Source organism: Desulfopila aestuarii DSM 18488 (assembly GCF_900143695.1).
GTDB classification, from domain to species: domain Bacteria; phylum Desulfobacterota; class Desulfobulbia; order Desulfobulbales; family Desulfocapsaceae; genus Desulfopila; species Desulfopila aestuarii.
Genome location: NZ_FRFE01000002.1, coordinates 124,523 through 147,730 on the forward strand (window position 1 = coordinate 124,523; position 23,208 = coordinate 147,730).

A 23,208-nucleotide genomic window follows, 5' to 3' on the forward strand; every position below is an offset into this window, starting at 1 on the left:
AATAATAATCGCTCACTTCTCCTGGAAAGAATGTGAGACAGAACCGTTCCTACGGCTCTCAACGTCGTCTATTCAGCGGCAGGTCGGCGGATTCGGATAATTCATTCATGTAGTCTGCAAACTCGTTTGCAGTTGTCTTCATATCGTTGAACGTTTTTGTTGCCCCGTTCAGATTTTCCTCTTCCGCATTTCTGGTGAAGAGGATTGACGAGAGCTGGAGAGCACCCGAAAGAGTTTTGATCTTCTCCTGTGCGGCAAGCTCGACCTCATCTTGAATAAGGGTCGGAATCTTCTCTGCGAGAGTGGTAATGAGCTTTCCGTCTTCTGCGGCTCTGTGCAGCTCTTTGCCTTCGTTGAGGACACGTTGAATTCTATTGATAGAGGAATCGACCTGGGTGAGAGCTGTGTTGACTTCAGTAACGGTCTTGTAGAGACCGTAAACAGCATATACAGCACAGCCATGCACAAACATAAGCCCTGCTATTAGAAGAATATATCGGGGAAGACGCTTCATGGGTGACACCTAAAGGAGAGAAATTAACTGTCGCTGAGAGCAGCGCGAAATTGATTCGTATACTAGATGAAATATGCCGGGGAATCCAGCGAAGTGGTGCGCCGATAAGCCGCCCCATTCCATTAGCGAACCTCGGTGAGGGCGTTGATTGGATTTCTGGTAGCGAACCGAACAGGTCGCTTCCCGGGGATTTTTCTGGGACTTGAGGACGCCGTAATTACCTTACTGTTCGCACTTTCACAATGTATTTTTTTAAAAACGAACAATAGGACGCGGACGTGAAACATGCTTCATGTTTTTCAATCCACAGAGTAGAAGAGCGGAAAACTTGTGGTTCGTACACTTTTTCACTGCGCCTGTTCAGGGGGCGTGGGCGGAGCAAGATCGCCTAAGTCCGAGTTTGCGAGTATCATCCAGGTTAAAGGGCCAGGAATGCCGTCAACCATGGCGACATGACATCGACGTGCCTGAAACTCTCGCACGGCATCACGGGTTTTCTTGCCAAAGACACCATCGATGGGCCCAGGGTCAAGGCCTACCCTGGTTAGCTCGGTCTGCAGAGCAGCAACCGCGGGACCTTCTGCACCTTGTCGCCAACCGCCGCGCACAGCGGAGAAAATGCGTTCAGCAATAGCGCGTTGCTCAGCGGTCAACGCATTGACGATGTCCCGTTCAGAGACGAGGAATCCGGGAAGTTTCTGACAGAGCCGCAGGCCAGGCATTTTGCCGCCAACGACGTTTTCAAACTGAAGATCAGCTACACAGTCGATAATAGCATTTTGTTCAAGAAGGAGTGGAAGAATGAGGCGTCCTTGCTGCTTGGCTCGTTCGACTTCCCGGGAGATCCACGTTGACCTCTGTGCCGCTTGAGACATGATAACGAGGACAACGGTTGAGCTATCAAGCTGGTTCAGGATTTCCGTTTCCCATTTGGCGCCGTAATCGATGTCGTTGTCAAACCAGACTTTCGCGCCATGACTTTCAAGCCATTCGGCGAGCTTTGTCACGTAACTGCGATCATCTCTGCTGTAGCTGACAAAAACTTGCCTTCCAGATTCTCCAGAAGTCGGTGGATGCAGTGACTGGTCGGATGCTTTCGCACTTGAATCTGGCGCGGAACGTTTGCTGTTCTTCGGCATAATTCATCTCCTCAAATCTTGCAGTACTCCTGAAATCACGGAGGCAGCTGAATTAACGTGTTGGTCGATATTATGCTCGTTGGCCTTCCTGACTCTTTTTCATGTGATCACAATATTCTTACATTCAATGCCGTTTGCGTTGCATTGGCATTTGATATCATATCGGAGAGCTATCGGGTAACATCATGCCTGCCGGACTACTTTTTTGGTGGCGCAGCGAAGCCTAAACAACGGGAAAAGGTTCCAAGTGAATCCATTCGTCAGGAGTCTTGTAGCCACCCTTGTTCCACAGCAGACTCCAGCTTTGCAATAAACCATGCGTAAATCTCCGGGTTTTCATGCTCAATAAACTGGTGCATTTTCATCACCTGGCTCTTCTTGATTCCGTTATCCTTCCACGCTTGGCCTTTACTTGTCATGTTATGCAGAAAAGGAAGTAGACGATCAATGACTTTCAAGAGTTTCGCCTCTTTGCTCTCGCCATGATCTTGCTCTTCCCAAAGCTCAACGAGATTCTCGATCGAATTCCCTGCATGTGAACCAAGCCTCTCAACACACTGATGCTCTGCAACGTGGGCGTCATTCCGCTGGTCACTGTAGAGAAAGGTGTCTCCGGCATCTATTTCGCCAAGATCATGAACCAAGGCCATCTTGAGGAGCTTCAATACATCAAAATCATCTTGCAGTAACTCTGCAAATGCCCAGCACGCCATGGCTAAATGCCATGAATGCTCGGCTGAGTTTTCTAATCGAGCTCCCCCGTTGATGTAGGTCCGACGATTTATGCCCTTTAAGAGATCTAGTTCAAGCAGAAATTCGGATATATGTGAAACTCGGTCTGACAAACCGGCCTCCCGACTCAGAGTCAACGTAGGTGTGCGACACACCCGTCCGTGTTGAATAGACGATAATTTTTAAATATCGGTTTTAAAACCAAGCTCAACTTCACTGGCTGGTTGGCCACCCCGAATCCCCCAGTTTTCCTTATCAATGTCCCGCAAAATTATCGTTACGTTTGAACTGACAATACCTACGGAATTTGCAAGTACAACCAGGTCCTTATAGAGTTGCCTTTTTGTGGCTATTGTCCTTCCTGAAAACATGTCAATCTCAATGACTATGTACTTTCCCGAGGTATTCGTCGGTTGATAGAACCCTTCTGACTTTTGCTCTAAAAGTACAAAGCGGTCATAATCTGGTATCTTCAGTACCCTCATCATGGTTTCATGAAATGTATCAATAAAACGTGATTCATTTTCAAGGATAAAATTGGTTGTGATTCGAGAGAAAGGCATGTGATATTGTTCTCATAGTTGAAGGAGATGCACTACCAGCGGAAACAGTGTGATATCGGATGGGCCCGTGCTGCCTCCCTTCTGGTAAATGCATTTTTTTGGAGCTTCTTCCCACCTGCATCCCATTAGTTGAAAATCCTCAAAAATCATTTTACTTCGTTGGCTTGGGCAGCAGCGAATCAATTGAACTCTCTAATGCTTGATTGAACTCATCTGGCCTATCCATCATTAAGAAATGGTCCGCCCCCTTTATGATTATGGCATCATAGGAAACCATATGGCGTCGATTGGCTTCATAATCAATGGGCCATAAGTCACCGTTGACGGTCCGAACTGGGATATGGATTTCATCAAAAAGCTCGGCAAGTTGACCCGAAACATACAGTGACATCATCTCTTCCATCGCACTTAATGCTATGGAAGGCTGGGCTGCTGACATATCTGCAAGAATCCACTCCCGAAGTTGTGAATCAGTGCTTGGTAAAATCATTTCCTGCACGAAAGCACGGCTTGCCGTTTGAAATTCTTTTTTCATGGGAGCTATCATTTGCTCAAGCTCTTCCTTGGTCAGTGGATATTCGACATTTTCAAGCTTATCCACGCCTATTAACCCCTTAACGCGATCAGGCATTAGTCGAGCTGCTTCAGCAATGACAACGCCACCCATAGAATGCCCAATCAGAATGACACTCCGGCTACCGGTAGCTTCTGTAACAGCCTGCACATCCTCCCCAAAAGACCTCATTGAATACTGTGAGCGTGTTGAACCGGAGTGCCCGTGGCCAGCAAGGTCAAGCAGGACAACGCGATGAGTCTTTGAAAAATATGGTAACTGTTCACGCCAGTATCGCGCATCGCAGCTCCAACCATGCACGAATACAAGTGTTGGTTCTCCTGCTCCGTAAATTTCATAAGAAATTGGTGTGCCATCTTGAGAGGAAACGATCTTCGGCCATTCCGTTTTGGCGTCAACCAGCCCAACAGCAAAAAACAGGATTGCAAAGAGGATGGTCAAACTTGAAATTGCTCTTGTAATCGACCTGATGTCTTGATGTTTTGTGATCTTTTCTGTTTGCATTGAATATTCCACTTCTATTTACCTAATACTCCGAACATCGAAGTCCTCGGCATCATATTGTATACGTATTCCGGTGGAATGATGTGTTTTAGGTGCTAGTAATTTTTTCTCATATTCAGTTCCCACGACGAGCGAGAGCTAAACCTACCCCCGATAGTATCATTAGTCCTCCAGTTGTCCTAAAAACAGTTTTAAATGCTTTCTGACTCTGGACAAACCCACTCATTTTCCCTGCAGCCAGGGCCCAAACGGATGTTACAGCAAAAGTGATGACCAAAAATGTTGGAAGAATGATGGCAAACTGTAATCCAACCGGACGGGCCACATCAATAAATTGAGGAAGAAAGGCGGCAATAAATATCAAACTCTTTGGATTAGGAATCGTAACAACAACCCCTTGCACAAATAAATGTGATTTGGTGACTGTCGTAGTCTCAAAACGTAGAGGTTCACTTGCGCCTCGCCACTGTTTTATCCCCAGGTATACAAGATATGCGGCGCCGCACCAGCGAAGCCATTCAAATACTACAGCGACACCATTCAATAGTGAGGCTAGGCCTAATGCAGCAACAAAAAGTTGCACGGCGATTCCGACGGTAGCACCAGCAACAGTTGCCAGAGCACGATGCGAACCAAATGAGATGCTATGGGCAACTGTCAAAAGTACACTCGGGCCTGGTAAGGCGATCATGATTGCGGTGGCGATGACAAATGCGGCATACACTTGTATTTCCATAACCTTCTCCTTTTGTATTATAATCCTCTTTTTTTTTCACACGGTGCTACTTTGAGATAGGAATACAATACTGGTAAGGAAAAATTATTGTACAAAATTGACTTAAACCTCCTGAGGATTGCTTCTTCGATTCGATCTCCCTGGCAAATGGAAGGATTATTTATTCATCCATTAAATTCTTTCCTTATTGAAATTAGATCTGTCCCATTTTTCCATGAAATTACTCTTGTAATCAGCCTGATGTATTGGTGTTTTTTTGATGCATTCAGTTTCTTATGTGTAATCCATTACTTTTACCTTTTACGCAGAACGCAAATATTAGGGCCGCACGCATTTTTTTTCGCCATTGCAACGACTTGTTATGACAATTTTCATTTTCATGCTGTTGGAGCTTTATTGTATCTTATTGCGGTCTCAATGATTGATTTCATTTTATCTATTTCATTTCTTATATTATCGATACCAACTATACTATAGCCATGCCCTGGTATTATTATTTCTGGGGATAATACAAAAATATCGTTCAAAGCCTTAAGCCAACTTTTCCACAATGTTTTATTGCTATTCTCCAAATTTGGCAAATATCCTGTCACCATAGTGTCGCCACAAAAAAGCACCCTCTCTTCAGGTTCAAACAAGGTTATATTAAATGGAGTATGGCCCGGCATTTCGTGAATTGAGATTATCAAACCTCCTATATCGATAGTCTTGATCCCAGTTAACGACCTGTTTGGATTCACGAGTTTTGTTTTGTAAAAAAAGATATTTGATTCGTTATTTTTCCTTCGAACTTCGTTTGGAATCGTATTGTTGAATTCAACAATATTTTGTTGGAAATCAGCCTCACTTCTATATATTTGAGGGTGAGCGAATATCTCAACACCTTTCTCGTAAAAGAAACAATTACCTCCAATATGATCAAAATGTGGCTCTGTATTAATGACGACTAGTTTATTTTGTGGTGCAGCGCAGAGTGCATATCCATAAATCGTTTGTGCTGATAAATAATTCGAGCCAGTATCAACAATTAATGTGGTATGCTCTCCTACGATAAAGCCTGAATTTACTGCCCATGGAGGTTCAACAGATAGCCCGGATACTATGTAGCAATTATTTGATATTTTCATTAGTCACAACCAATAATTATATGAAAAAAAACCCCATATATTTGCAAATTCCACACAATAATTACTCATTTCCTCAATACATTTCCGAATCACCCAACCCTTCCACCAATCGATAGCATATCCGAATAGTTACAAACTATTACTGTACAATTCGAAGTTTGTCTAGGCCAGAATTTCCATTCATATACATAGTTATTATTTTCTTGATCTGCTGTTCAACCGTCAGTATGCTTTTCCACGTTAGTGATAATGACACACTCGTCAGTTACAACCAGTTCCCAAAAGGATGCACGCTTTGGCATATATTCGATCTAAAGGGACGCTAACCAAGTGGTTCGACAACAAAGGTTTCGGCTTCATTACACCAGAGAAAGGTGTAGATGATATTCTCCTTCATATTTCTGCACTTGGTGAAAATATTTCGAGAAGACCCCAAGTCGGCGATAGGCTCTTTTACTACATCCAAAAAGATGAGGAGGGAAATATCAAGGCGTATGACGCAGTGATTGAAGGCTTGGCATCATCCGAATGGGAGGAAGTCTCCGAGAAGAAATCGCACGCACATCGGTCATCACCAACAGCTACAACTGTTATTATCGTGCTTATCATTCTGACAATCGCTGTCTGGGCAACAGTCTATATACGACATTCCTCCGGCAGGGGATTCTTGCTAGTGCAGAGTTTTTCTCACAATACCGTGCAAGCTTCTGCTCGATACGGCTGTACAGGAAAAACCCATTGCAGCCAGATGAGATCCTGCGAAGAGGCCAAGTTCTATCTGAGAAACTGTCCCGGCACCATGATGGATGGTGATGGAGATGGCATCCCGTGCGAAAGGCAGCTTTGCAATTGAGCAATTGTCACATGTACTTCAGAGCAGAAAAACGACGGTTCATAATCGCACTCAATAAGGACGGCCAAAAGTCAGTTACAAGACTATGAAGAAACTCATTCTTTTCATCATGATTTCCCTCTTTGGCTCGATTGGCTGGTGGCTGGGTGCCTTCGTTGGCATCATGACAGCCTACTTCGTGAGCGTTGCTGGGAGCCTGGTCGGTGTGTATGTGGGAGTGAAAATCAACCAAGCGTATTTGGATTAACCATAATGACAAACACCATTCCCCCTGCGCAGTTCGGCCTGCCGTCACGTACTGTCCTTGAGCAAATCGATGAGAGTTGTGTCGCCATTGTCGTCAACCGGAAAAGCCGGATCATAATGGCCGATGGTCGGAACATCCTTGCAAAGGCGTCTACTATTCACACGGCAAGTCCTGATGTGAATGTTGTTCTCAAAACGACGGCTCCCGTGTGCAGCAAAACCAGACGTTTCCTTGAGGAATCAGGTATTCGGGTAATCAGCGGATAAAAGTAGAATCACAGTGACCGCGTTGTGAGTTCTAATTACCAGAGATTATCCTTTCCAGATGGCTCCATGAGGTCCCTCTCCCGCTAGATTTCTTTTTGGGTTCACATCAGAAGAAATGCGGCGACTTGATTTACCACCCACGGATCATTAGATTGTCAGGGTGACACACAGGAGTGTGTCTTGTGAGATGCCACAAGTACTTCCTACTGCAATGTCGGGCGACTTTGGCTTGGGAATTCTCAAGGCTCCACATCAATTTCATCAAACTGGCGCCAATCGCGGTGCCTGTTACTCCAAGCATTTGCTCAGAGTATAAAGCCATTGTCTTCTGAGCCTTTTGCAAAATGGTCTTTTCGCCCAAACTCAGCGTTATGCTAAAAAATTTCATCCTCGGAATATTATGCATATGCCTGTGGTAAAATTTTTCGCATGCCTCGATTTTGAACAAAAATCCTCATTTGGCAAAAGGCTCTTCTGTTTACGCGTCCTCGACATCACTTTCTCGGACAAAATCTTTTTTTTCAGCATCAAAGGTGCAATCTTATGCCACTTATCAACGTGAAAGTCATCGAAGGTGTATTCTCAGAGTCCCAGAAGAAGGAAATAGTGCAAAAACTCACCGATGCAATGGTCTCTATCGAAGGTGAAAATATGCGGCCTGTCACATGGGTCGTGATTGACGAGGTGAAAAATGGCAACTGGGGCATAGGTGGAAATCCACTCACCACCGAGGCGGTAAAAGCGCTGGCCGCAGGGAAAAGCTAAAAAAACTTGCGAAAAGGGTCGCCCCTGACACAATACCTAACAATTTAAAGATCTTCCATTGTGGTAGATCACTCTACACCCTATCGTTTAAGTGGTTTCAACACTGCCGATCTCCTCCGTTTCAAATAAAATAGGGAGTCTTTTTGAAATAATGACGTATTATATATCCATGTAGCACCAATAAAATTCTGGAGGAAAACGCATGACATCACTTTTGCACGCAGGCGAAAACGTTCGACACAACAAAAAAGCAGATTGGGGTATCGGAAAAATTGTTACAGTAGAAAAAGGTGGTACGATCAGGGTTATCTTTGAAGGCAACAAAAACGTATCAATTGCCAAGGGTTCAAAATATCTTACTCGAATTCCAACTGTCTCGGAAAAAGAAGGCCCTAAAAAGTAAGACCATTCATTACATTATCAAATAGATAGATCATCTCCATGCAGTGAAGCACTGCATGGTATCATCCGATTCAGAGCAGCAGAGCCCTCTTTCACTGAGTGAAAAGATTCTTAAAAACCCAGCGAATTGAAAAAATATTGTTGGTTATTGGCTCATTCTGTGTTCAGTTCTATGGACTTTACAAAATTGAATAACACATTGGAGGTGTTTTTTTGCAAACGGTTGTTAAAAAATGGTTTCGTGACAAGAATTCTGGATTTCTCGATAACGGAGGCGGTTCAGACATACTGGTTCGCAAGGAAGATCTTGTTGGCTGTGCGTTCCTGAAAGTCGGTGCAGTGGTTGAGTTTGAATGCCATGTCACCAAACAAGGACTCATTGCCAAGAAAGTTTCCTTATCTCACCAGAAAAAGTTTAACAACGTGAACAAAACCACGAAAGAATTTCGCTTTGGCGTAATGACCTGAGAGATTCACCAGTGCAGGCCACTTCAGGAAATGTGGTAACAATTCACACGACTACAGGAAAAGATACGCGAAATTCAATAGTGATCCTTCGCGAATTGAGTTGGCACCAGACAAAGATGTGCCCAACGACCTACTGATTCCGTCCAACCTACAGTTATCAGGAAAAACCTTTTAAATCGATTGGATGTAATACTGTAAGAATTATGCGTGCTTTTCTTTGTAACGACCCGTATTATAGATGCTCTTGGACTTTTCCATGTTATCAACGACAGCGTACGAGAACCGCTTGAAACGTGTGCCAAAACCAAGACAGGCCACAAGCCCTTTACCTTTACTGTAGAGCTTCCTCTGCCGATTTCGGTAAAAGAGAATCTCTGCAACGATAAGCTGTTTTGTCTGGACACTCAGACTTCACAAGTCGATGTATCGAATGGTACTTCGGCGGTATAACTCAATGGTTCCGAAGGGACCCGTCACAAAGGAGCGTTTCAAGATGGCTGAAGGTACAGTAAAGTGGTTTAACGATGCGAAAGGTTTTGGTTTTATCGAGATGGACGGCGGCAAAGATGTATTTGTTCACCATTCCGCCATCCAGTCCGATGGTTTCAAATCTCTCAAGGAAGGCGCACGGGTAACCTTCGATGTTGTTGACGGCCCAAAAGGACCTGCTGCAGAGAACGTTGTTCAGAAGTAATATTGCCTCAAGATTGACCATTCCAAAGACCCAGCAAATTGCTGGGTCTTTTTCGTTGATGGACTCGTGAAAAGCCCGATCTACTTCGTTGAATTCGAAACATACAAAAGGATGGAAACTTGGCTAAAACAAACTATTCATATGAAAAGCGGCAGAAAGAATTAGCAAAAAAGAAAAAGAAAGAAGAAAAAAAGCAGAGTAAGCTCGAAAAGCAAAAAGAAACAACCGAGGAAAAGGACATCGTTCGTCCTCAAGAAGATTGACAGCTTGATGCCCGACTTTTTTTATAACTGAGAACACTTCGCCAGGATTCTTTTCACAGGAGTCTTTCGGATGCAGGGAATCGTTGCAGGCACGTAGTGCGCAGATTCCCATTTCGAGTGGCTTAAACAATTGTACGTTGTTCATAAAGCCTCCTTCTCGTGACCTTAATCCGGTCCACGCGATCGGAGGCTTTTTCATTTTTTTCCGGATCGCCAAACGATTGTCGCTCCCGACCAAGCAGAAACCCTTCTCAAGGAGATCATCAAAAGTGAGATGAGCATTCATTGAGCACCGTTCATTACACTCTCCCTCTCATTTAGTTCTTCTCAGCCATCTGGAGCTGAATTTTTCCAATCGACAACCACTATGTGAGATGTCGAATCCTTTGAGCAAAGACCAACTTACTAATTCTTCACAACTTTAGTTGTAGGGGTAATTGTGAGAATCCTATGAAGAAATGCATAAAAATTGTTGATATGACGTCACAGAACAGCTAGGATCAATCTCTGATATCGAAGAGCAACGGTCGGGCAGGCCAACTTTTCGCCAGGATTTCTCACAAGCATCGTGCCGATCCAGTTAACATATTGATATGGTAATATTTACCTTCAATATTTCAAAACTGGATAAAACACGATGCTCGCCGATGACAAGCTGATCCTATCGCACCACCGCTTTCCTTGAAGCAAGAAGCAGGGGTTGGATGGGTTTCGGCTTCGCGTTCAGCGATAGACGGCAATCACAACCGATGAGAAATCCTGGCGGGAGTCGGCGACAAAACAACGCCATACCAGCTAATTATCTTTACATATAATTTTACATTCCAAAAGGAGGTCTTGATCCTGCAGAGTATCTATCTACGAAAATCGACGATATTTCATAGGAGTTCACTGCAACTGAAAACTAAAATTTTGAGGTATACGAAAAGCACTTAACCATCAGCACTGAAGGAGTCATCATGGGATTTGACACAAACAGGAAAAGTGGATCGGTTATGGTTGTAGGAGCTGGTATCGCAGGCATGCAGGCATCGCTTGACCTGGCTGAATCCGGCTATCACGTTTACCTGGTAGAAAAATCCGCTGCTATCGGCGGAGTCATGTCGCAACTCGACAAGACCTTTCCGACCAACGACTGTGCAATGTGAGTAATCTCACCTAAACTGGTCGAGGTCGGCCGTCACCTGAATGTTGAGCTTCTCACGAATACAGAAATTCTGGGCCTTGAAGGCGAGCCCGGAAACTTTACCGCTAAAATTCACCAGAACCCACGTTATGTGGACCAGGCAAAGTGCACAAGCTGCGGCGAGTGTGCAAAGGTCTGCCCCGTCTCTACCACCAACGAGTACAACGAGTTACTCGACTTTCGAAAAGCAATTTTCAAACAATACCCGCAAGCCATTCCAGGCGCATTCGGTATAAGTAAACATGGTACAGCCCCATGCAAGGCCACCTGCCCTGCCCATGTCAGCATCCAGGGTTTTGTCGCCCTGATCAATGACGGCAGGTACGATGAAGCGTTGAAACTCTTCAAGGAAGAGCATCCGTTCCCCGGAATCTGTGGTCGGGTCTGTCATCATCCCTGTGAAGGGGAATGTACCCGAGCCCAGGTTGACACCCCCCTGGCAGTTCGGGAACTGCATCGTTTTCTCGGTGACTATGAAAGGGAAAAAGGCGAGTTTTATCTTCCCGAGATCAAGGCCGAAAAACGCAGCGAGAAGGTAGCAATAATCGGCTCTGGCCCTGCTGGTGTCACGGCTGCCTACAGCCTTCTCCAGGAAGGGTATCAGGTCACCATCTTCGAAAAACAGGACGAGCCAGGCGGCATGATGCGCTATGGCATCCCCGAATATCGTCTGCCGCGGGATATCCTCGCCGGTGAGATTAAGGTGGTTCAGGATCTTGGCGCCGAACTGAAATGCGGGGTCACGTTTGGAAAAGACGTTACCCTGGAAAGCCTGAAACAGGATGGTTATTCAGCCGTTTTCCTGGCCATTGGTTTACATAACGGCAGAAAGCTCGGCATCGAAAACGAGGATATCGAGGGTGTTCTACAGGGCGTCTCCTTCCTGCGCGATGCCGCCATGGGTAAAAAGGTGGAGCTCGGACGCGAGGTTGTGGTGGTCGGTGGCGGCAACGTTGCCGTCGACGTCGCCCAGACGGCCAAACGTCTCGGAGCCGAGAACGTTACCCTTATCTGCCTTGAACGTCGCGACGAAATGCCCGCCTGGGAATATGAGATTATCGAGGCACTGGAAGACGATATCAAGATCGTCAACAGCTTCGGACCCAGAAACTTTTTCATCGACAAGGATAAGCAGCGCGTTTCCGGTATCGAATTCAATAGCTGCAGCAGGGTCTTTGATGAGAACGGCCGTTTTAATCCGCAATTCGATGAAAGCGTCTGTCAGACCTTCCATTGCGATACGGTCATCGTGGCCATCGGCCAGAGCGCCAACCTCGACGGCATCAAGGATCAGGGAATAGCCATCTCACGGCCGGGCGGCCTGGAGGCGGACTCTGTAACCCTGCAGACCCCCATCGATTGGGTTTTTGCTGGCGGCGATGCTTTTTACGGACCGAAATCCGTAGTAGATGCGGTAGCCTGCGGCAAGGAAGCGGCCATTAGCATCCATCGCTATATCAACAACATGGATCTGCGGGAAGGACGCGACACAACATGGGAGTTTGTCCGACCCGACATTGAAAACGAAGAGAAAAAGGACCGGGTCAAGGTCGAATGCCTCCATCCCAATGCTCGCGCTGGCAATTTCCTTGAGGTCGCCAGCGGCTATGACGAAGATGCAGCAAAGCTGGAGGCGAACCGGTGTCTTTCCTGCGGTCTCTGTTCGGAATGCTACCAGTGTGTTGATGCCTGTCTTGCCGGAGCCATCGACCACTCCATGGTTGCACAAGACAAGGATATTACCGTTGGCTCAGTGGTCCTCGCCACCGGCGCCAGACCGTATGACCCGACCCCGCTTTCCGAACTCTATCTGTATAAGCAGAATCCCAATGTCCTGACCAGTCTGGAGTTCGAGCGGATGCTCAGTTCCGGCGGCCCCACCATGGGTCATCTCGTCCGTCCGTCTGATCACGAGGAACCAAAAAAGATCGCCTGGCTCCAGTGTATCGGCTCACGGGACACCAATAAATGCGGCAACACCTATTGCTCCTCGGTCTGCTGCATGTATGCGATCAAGGACGCCATGATCGCCAAGGAACATGCCGGTGGCGATCTCGACGCGGCCATCTTCTATATGGACATCCGCTCCTTCGGCAAAGACTACGAAATGTATTACGACCGGGCCAGGAACCGGGAAGGTATCCGTTTCGTCAAAGCCAGAATCCATTCGGTCATCGAAAATCCGGAGAACAGAAATCTCATTCTGCGCTTTGCCGATGAAAATGGTGCGATAGTCGAAGAAGAGTTCGACATGCTCGTGCTCTCCGTTGGCCTTGAGGTCACCGAATCTTCCCTTGAGATGGCAGCAAGGCTGGGTGTCAATGTCAATAAACATAAATTCATTGAAAGCGAGCCCTTTACGCCCCTTGCCACATCACGACCGGGTGTTTTCACCTGCGGCACCTTCCAGGGACCAAAGGATATCCCCTCCTCTGTAACCGAAGCCAGCGCCGCCGCCGGTCTTGCAGGTTGTCAGATTGCCGAGGCCCGGGGGACCGATACCAAAACCCTGGTGATTCCGGAAGAGATTGACATCTCCGGCCAGGAACCGCGTGTCGGTGTCTTTATCTGTAACTGCGGCACCAATATCGCCGGTGTCGTTGATGTTCCCGGCCTGCAGGAGTACGCAGCAACCCTGCCGGGAGTCGTCTTCACCGACAACAACCTCTTCACCTGCAGCCAGGACACTCAGGGCAAGATCAAGGACAAGATCCTCGAAGAGAAACTCAATCGAGTGGTTGTCGCTTCCTGCAGTCCCAAAACCCATGCCCCCATGTTCATGGAGACCCTGGAAGCATGCGGCCTGAACAGATACCTCTTTGAAATGGCCAATATCAGGAACCAGGACTCCTGGGTTCATGCCAACAATCCTGAACTTGCCACGGCAAAGGCTAAAGATCTGGTCCGTATGGCCGTCGCCCGTGCTATTACGTTGAAACCGCTGCATGGCAAGGTTATCCCTGTCAACAAGCGGGCCCTGGTGGTAGGCGGCGGAATCGCCGGCATGAATGCCGCCCTCGATCTTTCACGACAGGGGTTTGAATCTACCCTGCTTGAGAAAAAGAGCGAACTCGGCGGTATGGGGCGCACCCTGCACCACACCATCGAAGGTGCCGACATCAGATCCTATGTCGGTCAGCTCTCTGATCAGGTGATTTCAGATGAGAAGATAACCGTTCTCACCGATTCGGAAATCGTCGATTTCGAAGGTTTCCAGGGCAACTTCAAGACTGTGGTTCGGGCAAACGGCCAGGAACAACCGCAGGAAATCCAGCACGGTGTTATCATCGTCGCCACCGGCGCAGGTGAATACACCCCGAAGGAATTCCTCTACGGGGAAGACAATCGCGTGCTCACCCAGACCCAACTGGGCGACAGGCTGGAGGAAAAAGGCGCCGCTGATCTGGATTCTGTGGTCATGATCCAGTGTGTCGGCTCCCGTAACGACGAACGACCCAATTGTTCGAGGATCTGCTGTCAGTCGGCGGTGAAAAACGCACTCGCCATCAAGAAAAGCAATCCGGACACCCAGGTGTATATCCTCTATCGCGACATGCGTATGTATGGCCTCCTGGAAGATTATTACACCGAAGCACGAAGGCAGGGTGTCATCTTCGTGAGGTATCAGAAAGACAACCCACCAGTCGCCGAACCATCCGATGAAGGCATTCTGGTAACGGTCAAGGACCATGTCCTGCAACGGGATATCGAGATCCGGTCTGACATCCTGGCACTTTCCGCAGGCGTGCAGCCGATCGGCTCGGAAGAGATTGGCAGGAAGATGAAGCTGAATGCCAATTCCGAAGGGTATTTCCTCGAGGCTCACGTCAAGCTGCGACCGGTCGATATGGCAAGCGACGGTGTCTTCCTCTGTGGTACCGCCCATGGCCCGAAACTGATTTCAGAGACCATCGTTCAGGCCAATGCCGCGGCATCACGCGCTGTCACCTTCCTCTCCAAAGACCAGATCAAACTGTCAGCCATCAAGGCTCAGGTGTTCCCGGATCACTGCGTCAAGTGTCTGACTTGTGTCCGGTCCTGCCCGTTTGAGGTTCCGCAATTCAATGCGGAGGCAGGAGAGATTGTTATTGATCCTGCACTTTGTCAGGGTTGTGGTGTCTGTGCCTGCGTCTGCCCACGACAGACCATCAACCTCAACAACTACGAAGACGACCAGATCACATGCGAGATTGAAACTTTGCTTGCGGGAGGAATGTAATGGCTGATTTCACACCGACTATTGTGGCATTTTGTTGCGATTACTGAGGGTACTCAGCTGCGGACCTGGCAGGTTCGATGAGACTGACCTACCCCACCAATATAAAAATACTCCGCGTCCCGTGTACCGGCAAAGTAGATGTGATGTACCTGCTCAGATGTTTTCAGGAAGGTGCCGACGGTGTTTTCTGCGTCGGCTGTCTTGAAGGCAACTGTCATTATAATCAGGGGAATCTCCGCTGCCGTGAACGGGTCGCCCACATCCACGATCTTTTGGAAGAGATCGGCATTGAGGGCGACCGGGTCAGGATGTACAACCTGTCGTCCGGCGAAGGACCGACCTTTGCCAAATACGCTCAGGAGATGACCGAGCATATACTGTCCCTCGGACCCAATCCGTTGAAGGCGAAAGCCAGGAAGGCCGCTGCCCCTGCTTAGCACGGCAGCGCAACTGGACCTGAAACCTGAAAGGATGTGTTGAAAATAGCGGCACCCCATAAAAGGAGTCAACTATGTCTGAAGGAGCATTAAAAATACGCGGTAAAAAGAAAAGCAGGTTCATGGACACGGTCAAAGGTCTTCTGCCTGAGGGTGGAAATCTTGACATGTGTCTCACCTGCGGAGCCTGCACTTCCGGCTGCCCGGCAACCGGACTGGAAGGACTGGACCCACGCAAGATGTTGCGCATGGCAGCTCTCGGTATGGATGAGGAGCTGATGGCCTCAAACTGGCCGTGGATGTGTACCATGTGCCAGCGTTGCGTTTATGTCTGCCCGATGAAAATCGACATACCCCAGCTGGTCTTTAACCTGCGAGCCAGCAGACCTCGCGAGGAACGCCCGAAAGGTATCCTGGGCTCATGCGATATGGCGCTTCGCAACGATACCTGCAGCGCCATGGGTGCCTCGGAAGAGGACTGGCGTTTCGTGGTTGAAGACGTTGCCCAGGAGGTTCGCGACATGCAGCCAGGTTTTGAAGCGCTGCAGGCACCAATGGACAAGCAAGGTTCATTCTTCTACCTCAACCAGAACTCAAGAGAGCCGGTGACCGAACCCGATGAGATGATCCCGCTCTGGAAAATCTTAAACAAGGTGGGAGCCGACTGGACGTACGGTTCCAAAGGATGGGCAGCGGAAAACTACTGCCTCTTTCTCGCCGACAACAAGAGTTGGGAGCATATTATCCGGGTCAAGGCCAAAGCTGTAGACGACCTGGGCTGTAAGGTGTGGCTCAACACGGAATGAGGACACGAACTCTTCGCAGTCCGGGCCGGACTGAAAAAATTCAACATTCCTCACAACTTCGAGATTGCCAGCATTATTCAGTATTACGCGAGATGGATCCGGGAAGGAAGACTGCCGGTAAGCTCCGACTGGAACAAGGACCTGAAGATCACCTTCACCGTTCAGGATCCCTGCCAGCTGGTCAGAAAGTCTTTTGGTGACCCTGTGGCCGATGATCTGCGCTATGTGGTCAAAAAGGTTGTCGGCGAAGAAAACTTCATCGACATGACACCCAACAAATCCAACAACTACTGTTGCGGCGGTGGCGGTGGCTTTCTGCAGTCGGGATTCCCAGATGCCCGTCGGGAATATGGCCGGCTGAAAGCCGAGCAGATCCAGGCTACCGGGGCTCAGTATGCCATCACGCCATGTCACAACTGTCATGCCCAGATCCATGATCTGTGCGAGCATTACGGTGGCCATTGGCACACGTTACATCTCTGGACCCTTATCTGCCTGTCGATGGGTATGCTGGGTGAAAACGAAAGAGTGTACCTCGGGCCGGATCTTGCAGAAGTCGGTCTTTAGTGCCTTCCAGTTTTTTTCTTGCTTTTTTGCAAGAAAAAACTGTCTTAAGGCAGTTATACCCCCTCGTGGGGTGCTAGTATTTGCCTGGACCGGGAGGAATCAACCTGCACTCCCGGTCCGTTTCGGAGGATATTATGATAGTTGCCAATAGAAAACCCTTTGCCGAGATCAAGGAAATGCTGCAAGGGTACCACAAGGTCTTGAACGTCGGCTGCGGAACCTGCGTCTCCGTCTGCCTTACCGGCGGAGAAAAAGAGGTGGCTGTTCTGAACATCGAGCTCGAGATGGCAAGGCGCCTCGACGATGATCCCATTGACATTTATGCGCACACCATCGAACGGCAATGCGACCGCGAGTATCTTGCCGAACTGGACAGCCTCATCGAAAATGAAAAATTCGACGCCCTGCTCTCCATGGCCTGCGGTGTCGGTATCCAGTTTCTCGCAGAACGATACCCGCATATCCCAACCTTTCCGGCAGTGGATACCAGCGGACTCGCAGTCAATCAGGCCGTAGGCTGGTATGAAGAACGATGCCGTTCCTGCAGCCAGTGTGTTCTCGGCTTCACCGGCGGAATCTGCCCGATCACCATGTGCGCGAAAGGGTTGCTGAACGGTCCCTGCGGCGGAACCAATAAAGGGAGTTGTGAGATCAGCAACGAACAGCCATGTGCCTGGTTTCGGATCTATGATCGCCTTTCCGGGCAAAGTCGTCTCGATGCCATCAAGAAAATAAACGTCACCCGCGGCTGGAAGGATCAGGCTCCACGAAACCTGATTCAACCCGGATACAAGAAACCTGAAAAAATGGCGAAATAATGGGGTAAATAACCCAAGCATTTTTCCTCTTCCCCTTATCAAGAAACAGAGGATGACATATGAGCACAGAAACCAACTCCAAGTCCGAAAGTAACCTGGAAAAGGTCCTCAAATCAGGCCAGTTTGCCTTCACTGGTGAACTTGGACCTCCCCGAGGTACCGATGCCGAAGAGGTCAGAGAGAAGTCAAAGTTTTTGAAAGGACACGTCGATTCCGTCAATATTACCGACAATCAAACCGCCGTGGTGCGAATGTCCAGCTGGGCGGCGTCCCTTATTGCCATACAGGAAGGGCTCGAACCCAATTATCAGATGGTATGCCGGGATAGAAATCGCCTGGCCATGCAGGCCGATATCCTCGGCGGCTCCGCCCTGGGGATCCGAAACATGCTCTGTCTTTCTGGAGATCATCAGCAGTTCGGCGACCATCCCGATGCCAAGGGCGTCTTTGATATCGATTCGATTCAGCTGATTGCCATGGTCAAACAGATGCGCGATGAAGGCAAGTTTTTGAGTGGCAACGATATCCATCAACCGCCCAAAATGTTTATCGGTGCAGCGAGCAACCCCTTCGCTGAGCCCTATGAGTGGCGTGTCCACCGCCTGGCCAAGAAGATCGAGGCCGGCGCCGACTTCATCCAGACCCAGTGTATTTACAACATGGACAGGTTTCGTGAATTTATCCGGGTTGCCAATGAAGAAGGCCTCACCGAGCAAGTCTATATCCTGGCCGGGGTCACACCAATGAAGAGTGTGGGTATGGCACGGTATATGAAAACCAAGGTGCCGGGAATGGATGTCCCGGATGAAATCATCGATCGCTTAAAAGGTGTTGAAAAGAACAAGGTTGCCGATGAAGGCATAAAGATCGCCTGCGAGCAGATCGAGGAATTCAAGGAGATGAAAGGCGTCCATGGTGTTCACCTGATGGCCATCGAATGGGAACATAAAGTTCCCGAGATAGCCGAGCAAGCTAAGGTATTACCTCGTCCTGTCTTTGATTAGGCCGAGCACCTATCACCACTCCCACCAGTATCATAGGACCCGGCCAGATTATGAGCCGGGTCCTATCTTTTCAAGATATCCATCCATATAGTACCCTGACACCGCCTCATGTGACACGACCCTAATCCCATAACATTGCTAGAATTACGTATCAGAACCACATGAAAAAAGTTGCAGGATGGATCATTGCCTCCACTCTTATCTCGTATCTACTCAGTGTCTTTGTTTCCCCTCGCTTTCTGGCACTACCAACACTCCTCGCCTGGATGATACTGTTCCTGATGTGGACCGAACTTGGCAAGAGTGGCCGCAACCAGGCGATAATACTATTAGTCCTTGGCGCGCTGGCGCTCCTGTTCTCATCAATTAACGGGGTTTTTCTCGGATTTTCAGAGGTGCTGGCAGTTAATGTTCCTTTGCTCGCCATGTTTGTGGCCGTATCATTTCTGACACTCACCAACTCCGGAAACGAGGATCAGGATCTCCCTCAAGGCAACCTCGCCGTCATCACCACAGCCTTTGGGACCAATATGCTCGGCGCTGTCATCAATCTCTCGATACTCTTTGTATTTGGAGACAGGATGAAAAAGAACGGTACGCTCAGCAGATCGCAAACGACTATTCTGGCCCGTTCTTTCTGCGCAGCCGCCTGGTGGTCACCCTTTTTTATTGCCACGGGTGTTGCACTCACCTATGCCCCCGACATGCATTGGCAGCAAACCCTTCAACCTGGAATACTGATGTGTCTTCTTGCGATATGCTACTCAATTATTGAGGTGAATATTCGCAGGCAGAAAGAATTCAGGGGATATCCTCTCAAAGCGGAAAGTCTGATGGTACCCCTGTTGCTTGCCGCCACAGTGATTGTGGTTCACCACTTCTACCACGATCTGAAAATTCTCGTTCTCACCTGCCTTGTTGCCCCCATAGGTTCCCTCATTTTTATGAAAGGCAGGCCACGACTTTCAACCTTGCATGATTTTATCAATAATCGGATCTCTTCTGTGAGCAGCCAATTTGTGCTTTTTCTGGCAGCAGGAGTATTCTCTACCGGGCTCAAATCAATTACGTATGTCTACCCTGCCATTTTCAACCTTGCGGGATTGAGCTTCACGCCTGTTCTCTTTGCTATTATTTCAGGTGGATTAATTATCATAGGTATCATCGGCGTTCACCCGGTTGTCAGTATCGCAATCGTGAGCCCTCTGCTTCTGCCACTGAACCCCGACCACTCCCAGCTGGGCTTTCTCTTTCTCACCAGTTGGGCAATCTCAACAGGATGCAGTCCGCTGTCAGGCGTAGGCCTCGCTCTGACCAGCCGATACCACGTGTCACCTCGAGATATTTTAATGAACAACTGGCAATATGCGGTAGTAATGTGGGTTCTCGCCTGTGGGGTTAACAGTATCTTTTTCTAATTGCCCCGAAAACTCATACTGACCATGGACCAAGGTCACATTCAGGCCATCTTCTGAAATAAGAGAATAGATGGGAAAATGTGTTTTTTCGGGTACACTCGATTGCCTGTTATCCATCGACTGGCGCCTTTTCGGGCAAAAAACGCCTCTTAAATATCCACCCGGCAAAGATGAGACATGGCAACAAAGACAGACGACTATTTTATCAGAAATGTTGCCGGGGTGGCATTCGTTGAGCTTTTCTGGGGCCTGGGATTTCCCATTGTTCTTGAGTCAACTTTTCTTCAGCTGTTTCTGAAAAGTCTCGGTGCATCAAGCACTCTGGTCGGCTTCGTGCCCTCCCTCTTTATCTTTTGCATATCAACGTTTCCTCTTTTCTCGACGTATCTGAGCAGAAATTATCCGTTAAAAAGATCGCTCGTTGGCGCTCTGCACGGTTTTTCAGGGTTGGCTATTTTAGCTCTGGGCCTGCTTCTTCCGTGTATCAGTGAGGTGGACGATGTACTGATACTCTTTTTTTCGGCATACACAGTATTTTCGATCTTGATGGGATTGACTATTCCCATCTGGTTCAACTATCTGACACGCATCTTTTCAGAGTCGAAAACCGTTCCGGGCCTGGGCTATATGATGCTTGCCCAGAATCTTGGCAAAATTATTTCCAGTTTTTTTATTCTGAAGATCGTCGATACTTACGCGTTCTCTCTCAAATCATCAGCCTGGGTGTTTATCGCCACGGGGCTGTTATTTATTCTCGGTTCTTTGTGCTTTTTGATCACCGTAGAAATCACCGATTCCGCTCCTTCGGCACCTGACAAAACCTCATTTTTTCGTCACACCCGACAAACATTCCACGAGATTCTCACCAATCGCCGTTTCCTCATCTACCTCGCCGCCGATCTTGATTTCTATGTCATTATCACGGTCTTATCGTTTTACGCCAACTATGCCACCACCTATTTCGCAGTACCCACCGCAGTGGCAGCCGGTGCATTCGTCGCCTTTATCTATGCAGGGTCAATCACTGTCAATATCCTTCTCGGGACGATGAATCTCCTCGGGATAAAGCAAAAGCTCTTCCTTTCAAAAGGCATCACCCTTCTACTCCTCATACTTCTCACTTTGATCCCAAGCTATTTTACTTTTTTTATTATCAGTTTTCTTCTCGGCATAGGCAGGGCCATTCGCAATATGGTCTACCCGCCGTCTGTGAGGATATTTGCCAATAAAAGCGACAACACCGCCTATTTTGCCTTGGCCCCCATCCTCACTCTGCCGATCGGCTCAGGCTTTCCCCTTCTATTTGGCACGGTGCTTGATTCACTCTCATTCATGGGGGCCGATGCGTATCGTCTACTCTTTGGCTTCTCTGCACTGTTTATCCTGGCAACGTGCTACTTTGCCTTCAAAACCGATTATGAACGCGTGCCGGATACCGATAATATATAATTTTTTCTGATTACCCCGAAAGCCCAGCCACATGAAGTGAGGGGTAAGGAGAGAAGAGTAAGGAGCGCCTGCATGAAATGATAGTGCTCGTTTTAACAATATGAAAGTAGGAGAAATTCTGTTGATTGATCACTTCCCAACATGTCACGCCTCACACCTCACACCTCTCACCTACCCTTATCAGGCTGAGAATGAGGGGTAATTACATAATTTATTACTATATCTGTGGCTATCTGCTCATACTGGCCACATCCATGCCAACCACCTCAATGAACCGGCCCTAATCCCCTCAGTTTCTGGTCATCCCGTTGTTTGCCACCTCCTCCCCAAGTCGTTGGTTGCCATTTCTGACGACCAACTGCAGTTTCTGGTTAGCGCTATGCTCATTCGTGACTATTTTCTGCCAAAGCAATTGATTCGACTTGTTCACATTTTTGCTAAAAATGTACAATACAAAGGAGAAGCACCATGGCTTATGCTATACGCATCCACCAAACTGGCGGACCTGAAGTTCTTTCCTATGAAGAATATGACCCAGGTGTTCCCGGTCCAGGAGAGGTACGAGTTGTTCACGAGGCGATCGGTCTCAATTTTATCGATGTCTATCACCGAACGGGTCTCTATCCGTTACCTGCCCTCCCTGCTGTTATCGGGCTTGAAGGAGCGGGAATAGTCGATTCGGTTGGAGATGGAGTGACCGAGGTCGTCAAGGGAGACCGGGTCGCCTACGCTGGGGTTCCGCCAGGAGCATATAGCGAAATCCGCTGCATACCGGCACACCGGCTGGTCAAGCTTCCCGAAGCGATCTCAACCCGCGATGCGGCGGCAATGATGCTTCAGGGGATGACCGCTCGCTACCTGCTTCGCGGCTGCTATCAGGTCAAACCGGATAGTACCATCCTCATTCATGCAGCATCTGGTGGGGTCGGTTCCATCCTCTGTCAATGGGCCAGTAAAATCGGGGCCACAACCATCGGTACGGTAGGCAGCCCCGAAAAAGCAGAAATGGCTCAAAAGAACGGCTGCATGCACACCATCCTCTACCGGGATGAGGATTTTGTTGCCAGAGTGAAAGAGATAACCAAGGGACAGGGTGTTGACGCGGTTTACGACTCGGTGGGACAGGAAACGTTTCTGCACTCTCTTGATTGCCTGCGGCCAATGGGAACCCTGGTGTCATTCGGCCAGTCTTCGGGGCCAATCAAACCGCTGGACATCAGCCTACTCGGGGCCAAAGGATCGCTTTTTCTAACCCGGCCGAGCCTCATGCATTATACAGCCAGGCGTGAAGATCTTCTTGCTCATGCTGCCGACCTGTTCGATGCGGTAACCTCCGGGGCAGTCAAAATGCATATCATGCAGGAATACAAGCTCAAAGATGCCGCGTTGGCGCATCGTGACCTCGAACAGCGAAAGACAACTGGCAGCACGATACTCCTGCCATAAGCATTTACGAG

General features: G+C 48.3%; 24 protein-coding genes. 17 read left to right on the forward strand and 7 right to left on the reverse strand.

Annotation, left to right across the window (positions count from 1 at the left end; genetic code table 11):
* Positions 1-58: 58 nt before the first annotated feature.
* The 7 genes from BUF15_RS02350 to BUF15_RS02380 all read right to left on the reverse strand — a co-directional run bounded on the left by BUF15_RS02350 (position 59) and on the right by BUF15_RS02380 (position 5,889).
* A complete protein-coding gene (locus tag BUF15_RS02350) occupies positions 59-514 on the reverse strand; it encodes a hypothetical protein (protein ID WP_143170614.1) in 456 nt (151 codons plus the stop codon).
* A gap of 347 nt (positions 515-861) precedes the next feature.
* Positions 862-1,653: a TIR domain-containing protein gene (locus BUF15_RS02355; protein ID WP_073611850.1), complete on the reverse strand. Its 792-nt coding sequence runs from the start codon at positions 1,651-1,653 to the stop codon at positions 862-864.
* Between the two features lie 260 nt (positions 1,654-1,913).
* Complete coding sequence (locus BUF15_RS02360; protein ID WP_084553383.1) at positions 1,914-2,498, reverse strand: HD domain-containing protein; 585 nt, start codon at positions 2,496-2,498, stop codon at positions 1,914-1,916.
* A gap of 69 nt (positions 2,499-2,567) precedes the next feature.
* Positions 2,568-2,948, reverse strand: coding sequence for a tautomerase family protein (locus BUF15_RS02365; protein WP_073611852.1), 381 nt, complete (start codon positions 2,946-2,948; stop codon positions 2,568-2,570).
* A 151-nt stretch (positions 2,949-3,099) separates the two neighbouring features.
* Positions 3,100-4,026 (reverse strand): alpha/beta fold hydrolase, encoded by a 927-nt coding sequence (locus BUF15_RS02370; protein WP_084553385.1) that lies wholly within the window; start codon positions 4,024-4,026, stop codon positions 3,100-3,102.
* 115 nt (positions 4,027-4,141) lie between these two features.
* The gene (locus tag BUF15_RS02375; protein WP_073611853.1) at positions 4,142-4,762 is read right to left on the reverse strand and encodes a LysE family translocator; all 621 of its coding nucleotides are present in this window, start codon (positions 4,760-4,762) and stop codon (positions 4,142-4,144) included.
* A 377-nt stretch (positions 4,763-5,139) separates the two neighbouring features.
* On the reverse strand, positions 5,140-5,889 hold the full coding sequence (locus tag BUF15_RS02380) for an MBL fold metallo-hydrolase (RefSeq protein WP_073611854.1): 750 nt from the start codon (positions 5,887-5,889) through the stop codon (positions 5,140-5,142).
* Between the two features lie 295 nt (positions 5,890-6,184).
* Between BUF15_RS02380 and BUF15_RS02385 the strand changes: the two genes are divergently transcribed.
* From BUF15_RS02385 to BUF15_RS02470, 17 genes are all read left to right on the forward strand, one after another.
* Positions 6,185-6,742, forward strand: coding sequence for an excalibur calcium-binding domain-containing protein (locus tag BUF15_RS02385; RefSeq protein ID WP_159441203.1), 558 nt, complete (start codon positions 6,185-6,187; stop codon positions 6,740-6,742).
* 85 nt (positions 6,743-6,827) lie between these two features.
* On the forward strand, positions 6,828-6,989 hold the full coding sequence (locus BUF15_RS27005; RefSeq protein ID WP_159441204.1) for a hypothetical protein: 162 nt from the start codon (positions 6,828-6,830) through the stop codon (positions 6,987-6,989).
* A gap of 5 nt (positions 6,990-6,994) precedes the next feature.
* Positions 6,995-7,255: a hypothetical protein gene (locus BUF15_RS02390; RefSeq protein WP_073611855.1), complete on the forward strand. Its 261-nt coding sequence runs from the start codon at positions 6,995-6,997 to the stop codon at positions 7,253-7,255.
* Positions 7,256-7,798: 543 nt separating this feature from the next.
* Complete coding sequence (locus BUF15_RS02400) at positions 7,799-8,020, forward strand: tautomerase family protein (protein WP_073611857.1); 222 nt, start codon at positions 7,799-7,801, stop codon at positions 8,018-8,020.
* A gap of 202 nt (positions 8,021-8,222) precedes the next feature.
* Positions 8,223-8,423 carry a DUF3553 domain-containing protein gene (locus tag BUF15_RS02405; protein WP_073611858.1) on the forward strand — a complete coding sequence of 67 codons (201 nt, stop codon included), beginning with the start codon at positions 8,223-8,225 and terminating at the stop codon, positions 8,421-8,423.
* A 212-nt stretch (positions 8,424-8,635) separates the two neighbouring features.
* Positions 8,636-8,890 (forward strand): hypothetical protein, encoded by a 255-nt coding sequence (locus BUF15_RS02410; RefSeq protein ID WP_073611859.1) that lies wholly within the window; start codon positions 8,636-8,638, stop codon positions 8,888-8,890.
* 207 nt (positions 8,891-9,097) lie between these two features.
* Positions 9,098-9,340: a hypothetical protein gene (locus BUF15_RS02415; RefSeq protein WP_073611860.1), complete on the forward strand. Its 243-nt coding sequence runs from the start codon at positions 9,098-9,100 to the stop codon at positions 9,338-9,340.
* 43 nt (positions 9,341-9,383) lie between these two features.
* Entirely contained in the window at positions 9,384-9,584 is a 201-nt protein-coding gene (locus tag BUF15_RS02420; RefSeq protein WP_073611861.1) for a cold-shock protein, read from the forward strand.
* Positions 9,585-9,703: 119 nt separating this feature from the next.
* Positions 9,704-9,847, forward strand: coding sequence for a hypothetical protein (locus BUF15_RS27330; RefSeq protein WP_200802312.1), 144 nt, complete (start codon positions 9,704-9,706; stop codon positions 9,845-9,847).
* Positions 9,848-10,806: 959 nt separating this feature from the next.
* Positions 10,807-15,252 carry an FAD-dependent oxidoreductase gene (locus BUF15_RS02430; protein WP_159441205.1) on the forward strand — a complete coding sequence of 1,482 codons (4,446 nt, stop codon included), beginning with the start codon at positions 10,807-10,809 and terminating at the stop codon, positions 15,250-15,252.
* Complete coding sequence (locus tag BUF15_RS02435) at positions 15,252-15,689, forward strand: hydrogenase iron-sulfur subunit (RefSeq protein WP_084553391.1); 438 nt, start codon at positions 15,252-15,254, stop codon at positions 15,687-15,689. The genes BUF15_RS02430 and BUF15_RS02435 overlap by 1 nt, the downstream gene beginning before the upstream one ends.
* A 74-nt stretch (positions 15,690-15,763) precedes the next feature.
* Positions 15,764-17,062 carry a (Fe-S)-binding protein gene (locus BUF15_RS26520; RefSeq protein WP_084553393.1) on the forward strand — a complete coding sequence of 433 codons (1,299 nt, stop codon included), beginning with the start codon at positions 15,764-15,766 and terminating at the stop codon, positions 17,060-17,062.
* 134 nt (positions 17,063-17,196) lie between these two features.
* Positions 17,197-17,880, forward strand: a complete 684-nt coding sequence (locus BUF15_RS02450; RefSeq protein ID WP_073611866.1) for a methylenetetrahydrofolate reductase C-terminal domain-containing protein — start codon at positions 17,197-17,199, stop codon at positions 17,878-17,880.
* Between the two features lie 59 nt (positions 17,881-17,939).
* Entirely contained in the window at positions 17,940-18,884 is a 945-nt protein-coding gene (locus tag BUF15_RS02455) for a methylenetetrahydrofolate reductase (protein WP_073611867.1), read from the forward strand.
* A gap of 161 nt (positions 18,885-19,045) precedes the next feature.
* Entirely contained in the window at positions 19,046-20,302 is a 1,257-nt protein-coding gene (locus BUF15_RS02460) for a hypothetical protein (RefSeq protein ID WP_073611868.1), read from the forward strand.
* Between the two features lie 177 nt (positions 20,303-20,479).
* Positions 20,480-21,751, forward strand: a complete 1,272-nt coding sequence (locus BUF15_RS02465; protein ID WP_073611869.1) for an MFS transporter — start codon at positions 20,480-20,482, stop codon at positions 21,749-21,751.
* 468 nt (positions 21,752-22,219) lie between these two features.
* Positions 22,220-23,197 carry a quinone oxidoreductase family protein gene (locus tag BUF15_RS02470; RefSeq protein WP_073611870.1) on the forward strand — a complete coding sequence of 326 codons (978 nt, stop codon included), beginning with the start codon at positions 22,220-22,222 and terminating at the stop codon, positions 23,195-23,197.
* Positions 23,198-23,208 lie beyond the last annotated feature (11 nt).

Coding starts and splice junctions, on each gene's coding strand:
- BUF15_RS02350 (WP_143170614.1), bottom strand. CDS start 514: ATGAAGCGTCTTCCCCGATATATTCTTCTAATAGCAGGGCTTATGTTT.
- BUF15_RS02370 (WP_084553385.1), bottom strand. CDS start 4,026: ATGCAAACAGAAAAGATCACAAAACATCAAGACATCAGGTCGATTACA.
- BUF15_RS02365 (WP_073611852.1), bottom strand. CDS start 2,948: ATGCCTTTCTCTCGAATCACAACCAATTTTATCCTTGAAAATGAATCA.
- BUF15_RS02450 (WP_073611866.1), top strand. CDS start 17,197: ATGATAGTTGCCAATAGAAAACCCTTTGCCGAGATCAAGGAAATGCTG.
- BUF15_RS02390 (WP_073611855.1), top strand. CDS start 6,995: ATGACAAACACCATTCCCCCTGCGCAGTTCGGCCTGCCGTCACGTACT.
- BUF15_RS02375 (WP_073611853.1), bottom strand. CDS start 4,762: ATGGAAATACAAGTGTATGCCGCATTTGTCATCGCCACCGCAATCATG.
- BUF15_RS02470 (WP_073611870.1), top strand. CDS start 22,220: ATGGCTTATGCTATACGCATCCACCAAACTGGCGGACCTGAAGTTCTT.
- BUF15_RS02420 (WP_073611861.1), top strand. CDS start 9,384: ATGGCTGAAGGTACAGTAAAGTGGTTTAACGATGCGAAAGGTTTTGGT.
- BUF15_RS27005 (WP_159441204.1), top strand. CDS start 6,828: ATGAAGAAACTCATTCTTTTCATCATGATTTCCCTCTTTGGCTCGATT.
- BUF15_RS02465 (WP_073611869.1), top strand. CDS start 20,480: ATGGCAACAAAGACAGACGACTATTTTATCAGAAATGTTGCCGGGGTG.
- BUF15_RS02380 (WP_073611854.1), bottom strand. CDS start 5,889: ATGAAAATATCAAATAATTGCTACATAGTATCCGGGCTATCTGTTGAA.
- BUF15_RS02405 (WP_073611858.1), top strand. CDS start 8,223: ATGACATCACTTTTGCACGCAGGCGAAAACGTTCGACACAACAAAAAA.
- BUF15_RS02455 (WP_073611867.1), top strand. CDS start 17,940: ATGAGCACAGAAACCAACTCCAAGTCCGAAAGTAACCTGGAAAAGGTC.
- BUF15_RS02355 (WP_073611850.1), bottom strand. CDS start 1,653: ATGCCGAAGAACAGCAAACGTTCCGCGCCAGATTCAAGTGCGAAAGCA.
- BUF15_RS02460 (WP_073611868.1), top strand. CDS start 19,046: ATGAAAAAAGTTGCAGGATGGATCATTGCCTCCACTCTTATCTCGTAT.
- BUF15_RS02400 (WP_073611857.1), top strand. CDS start 7,799: ATGCCACTTATCAACGTGAAAGTCATCGAAGGTGTATTCTCAGAGTCC.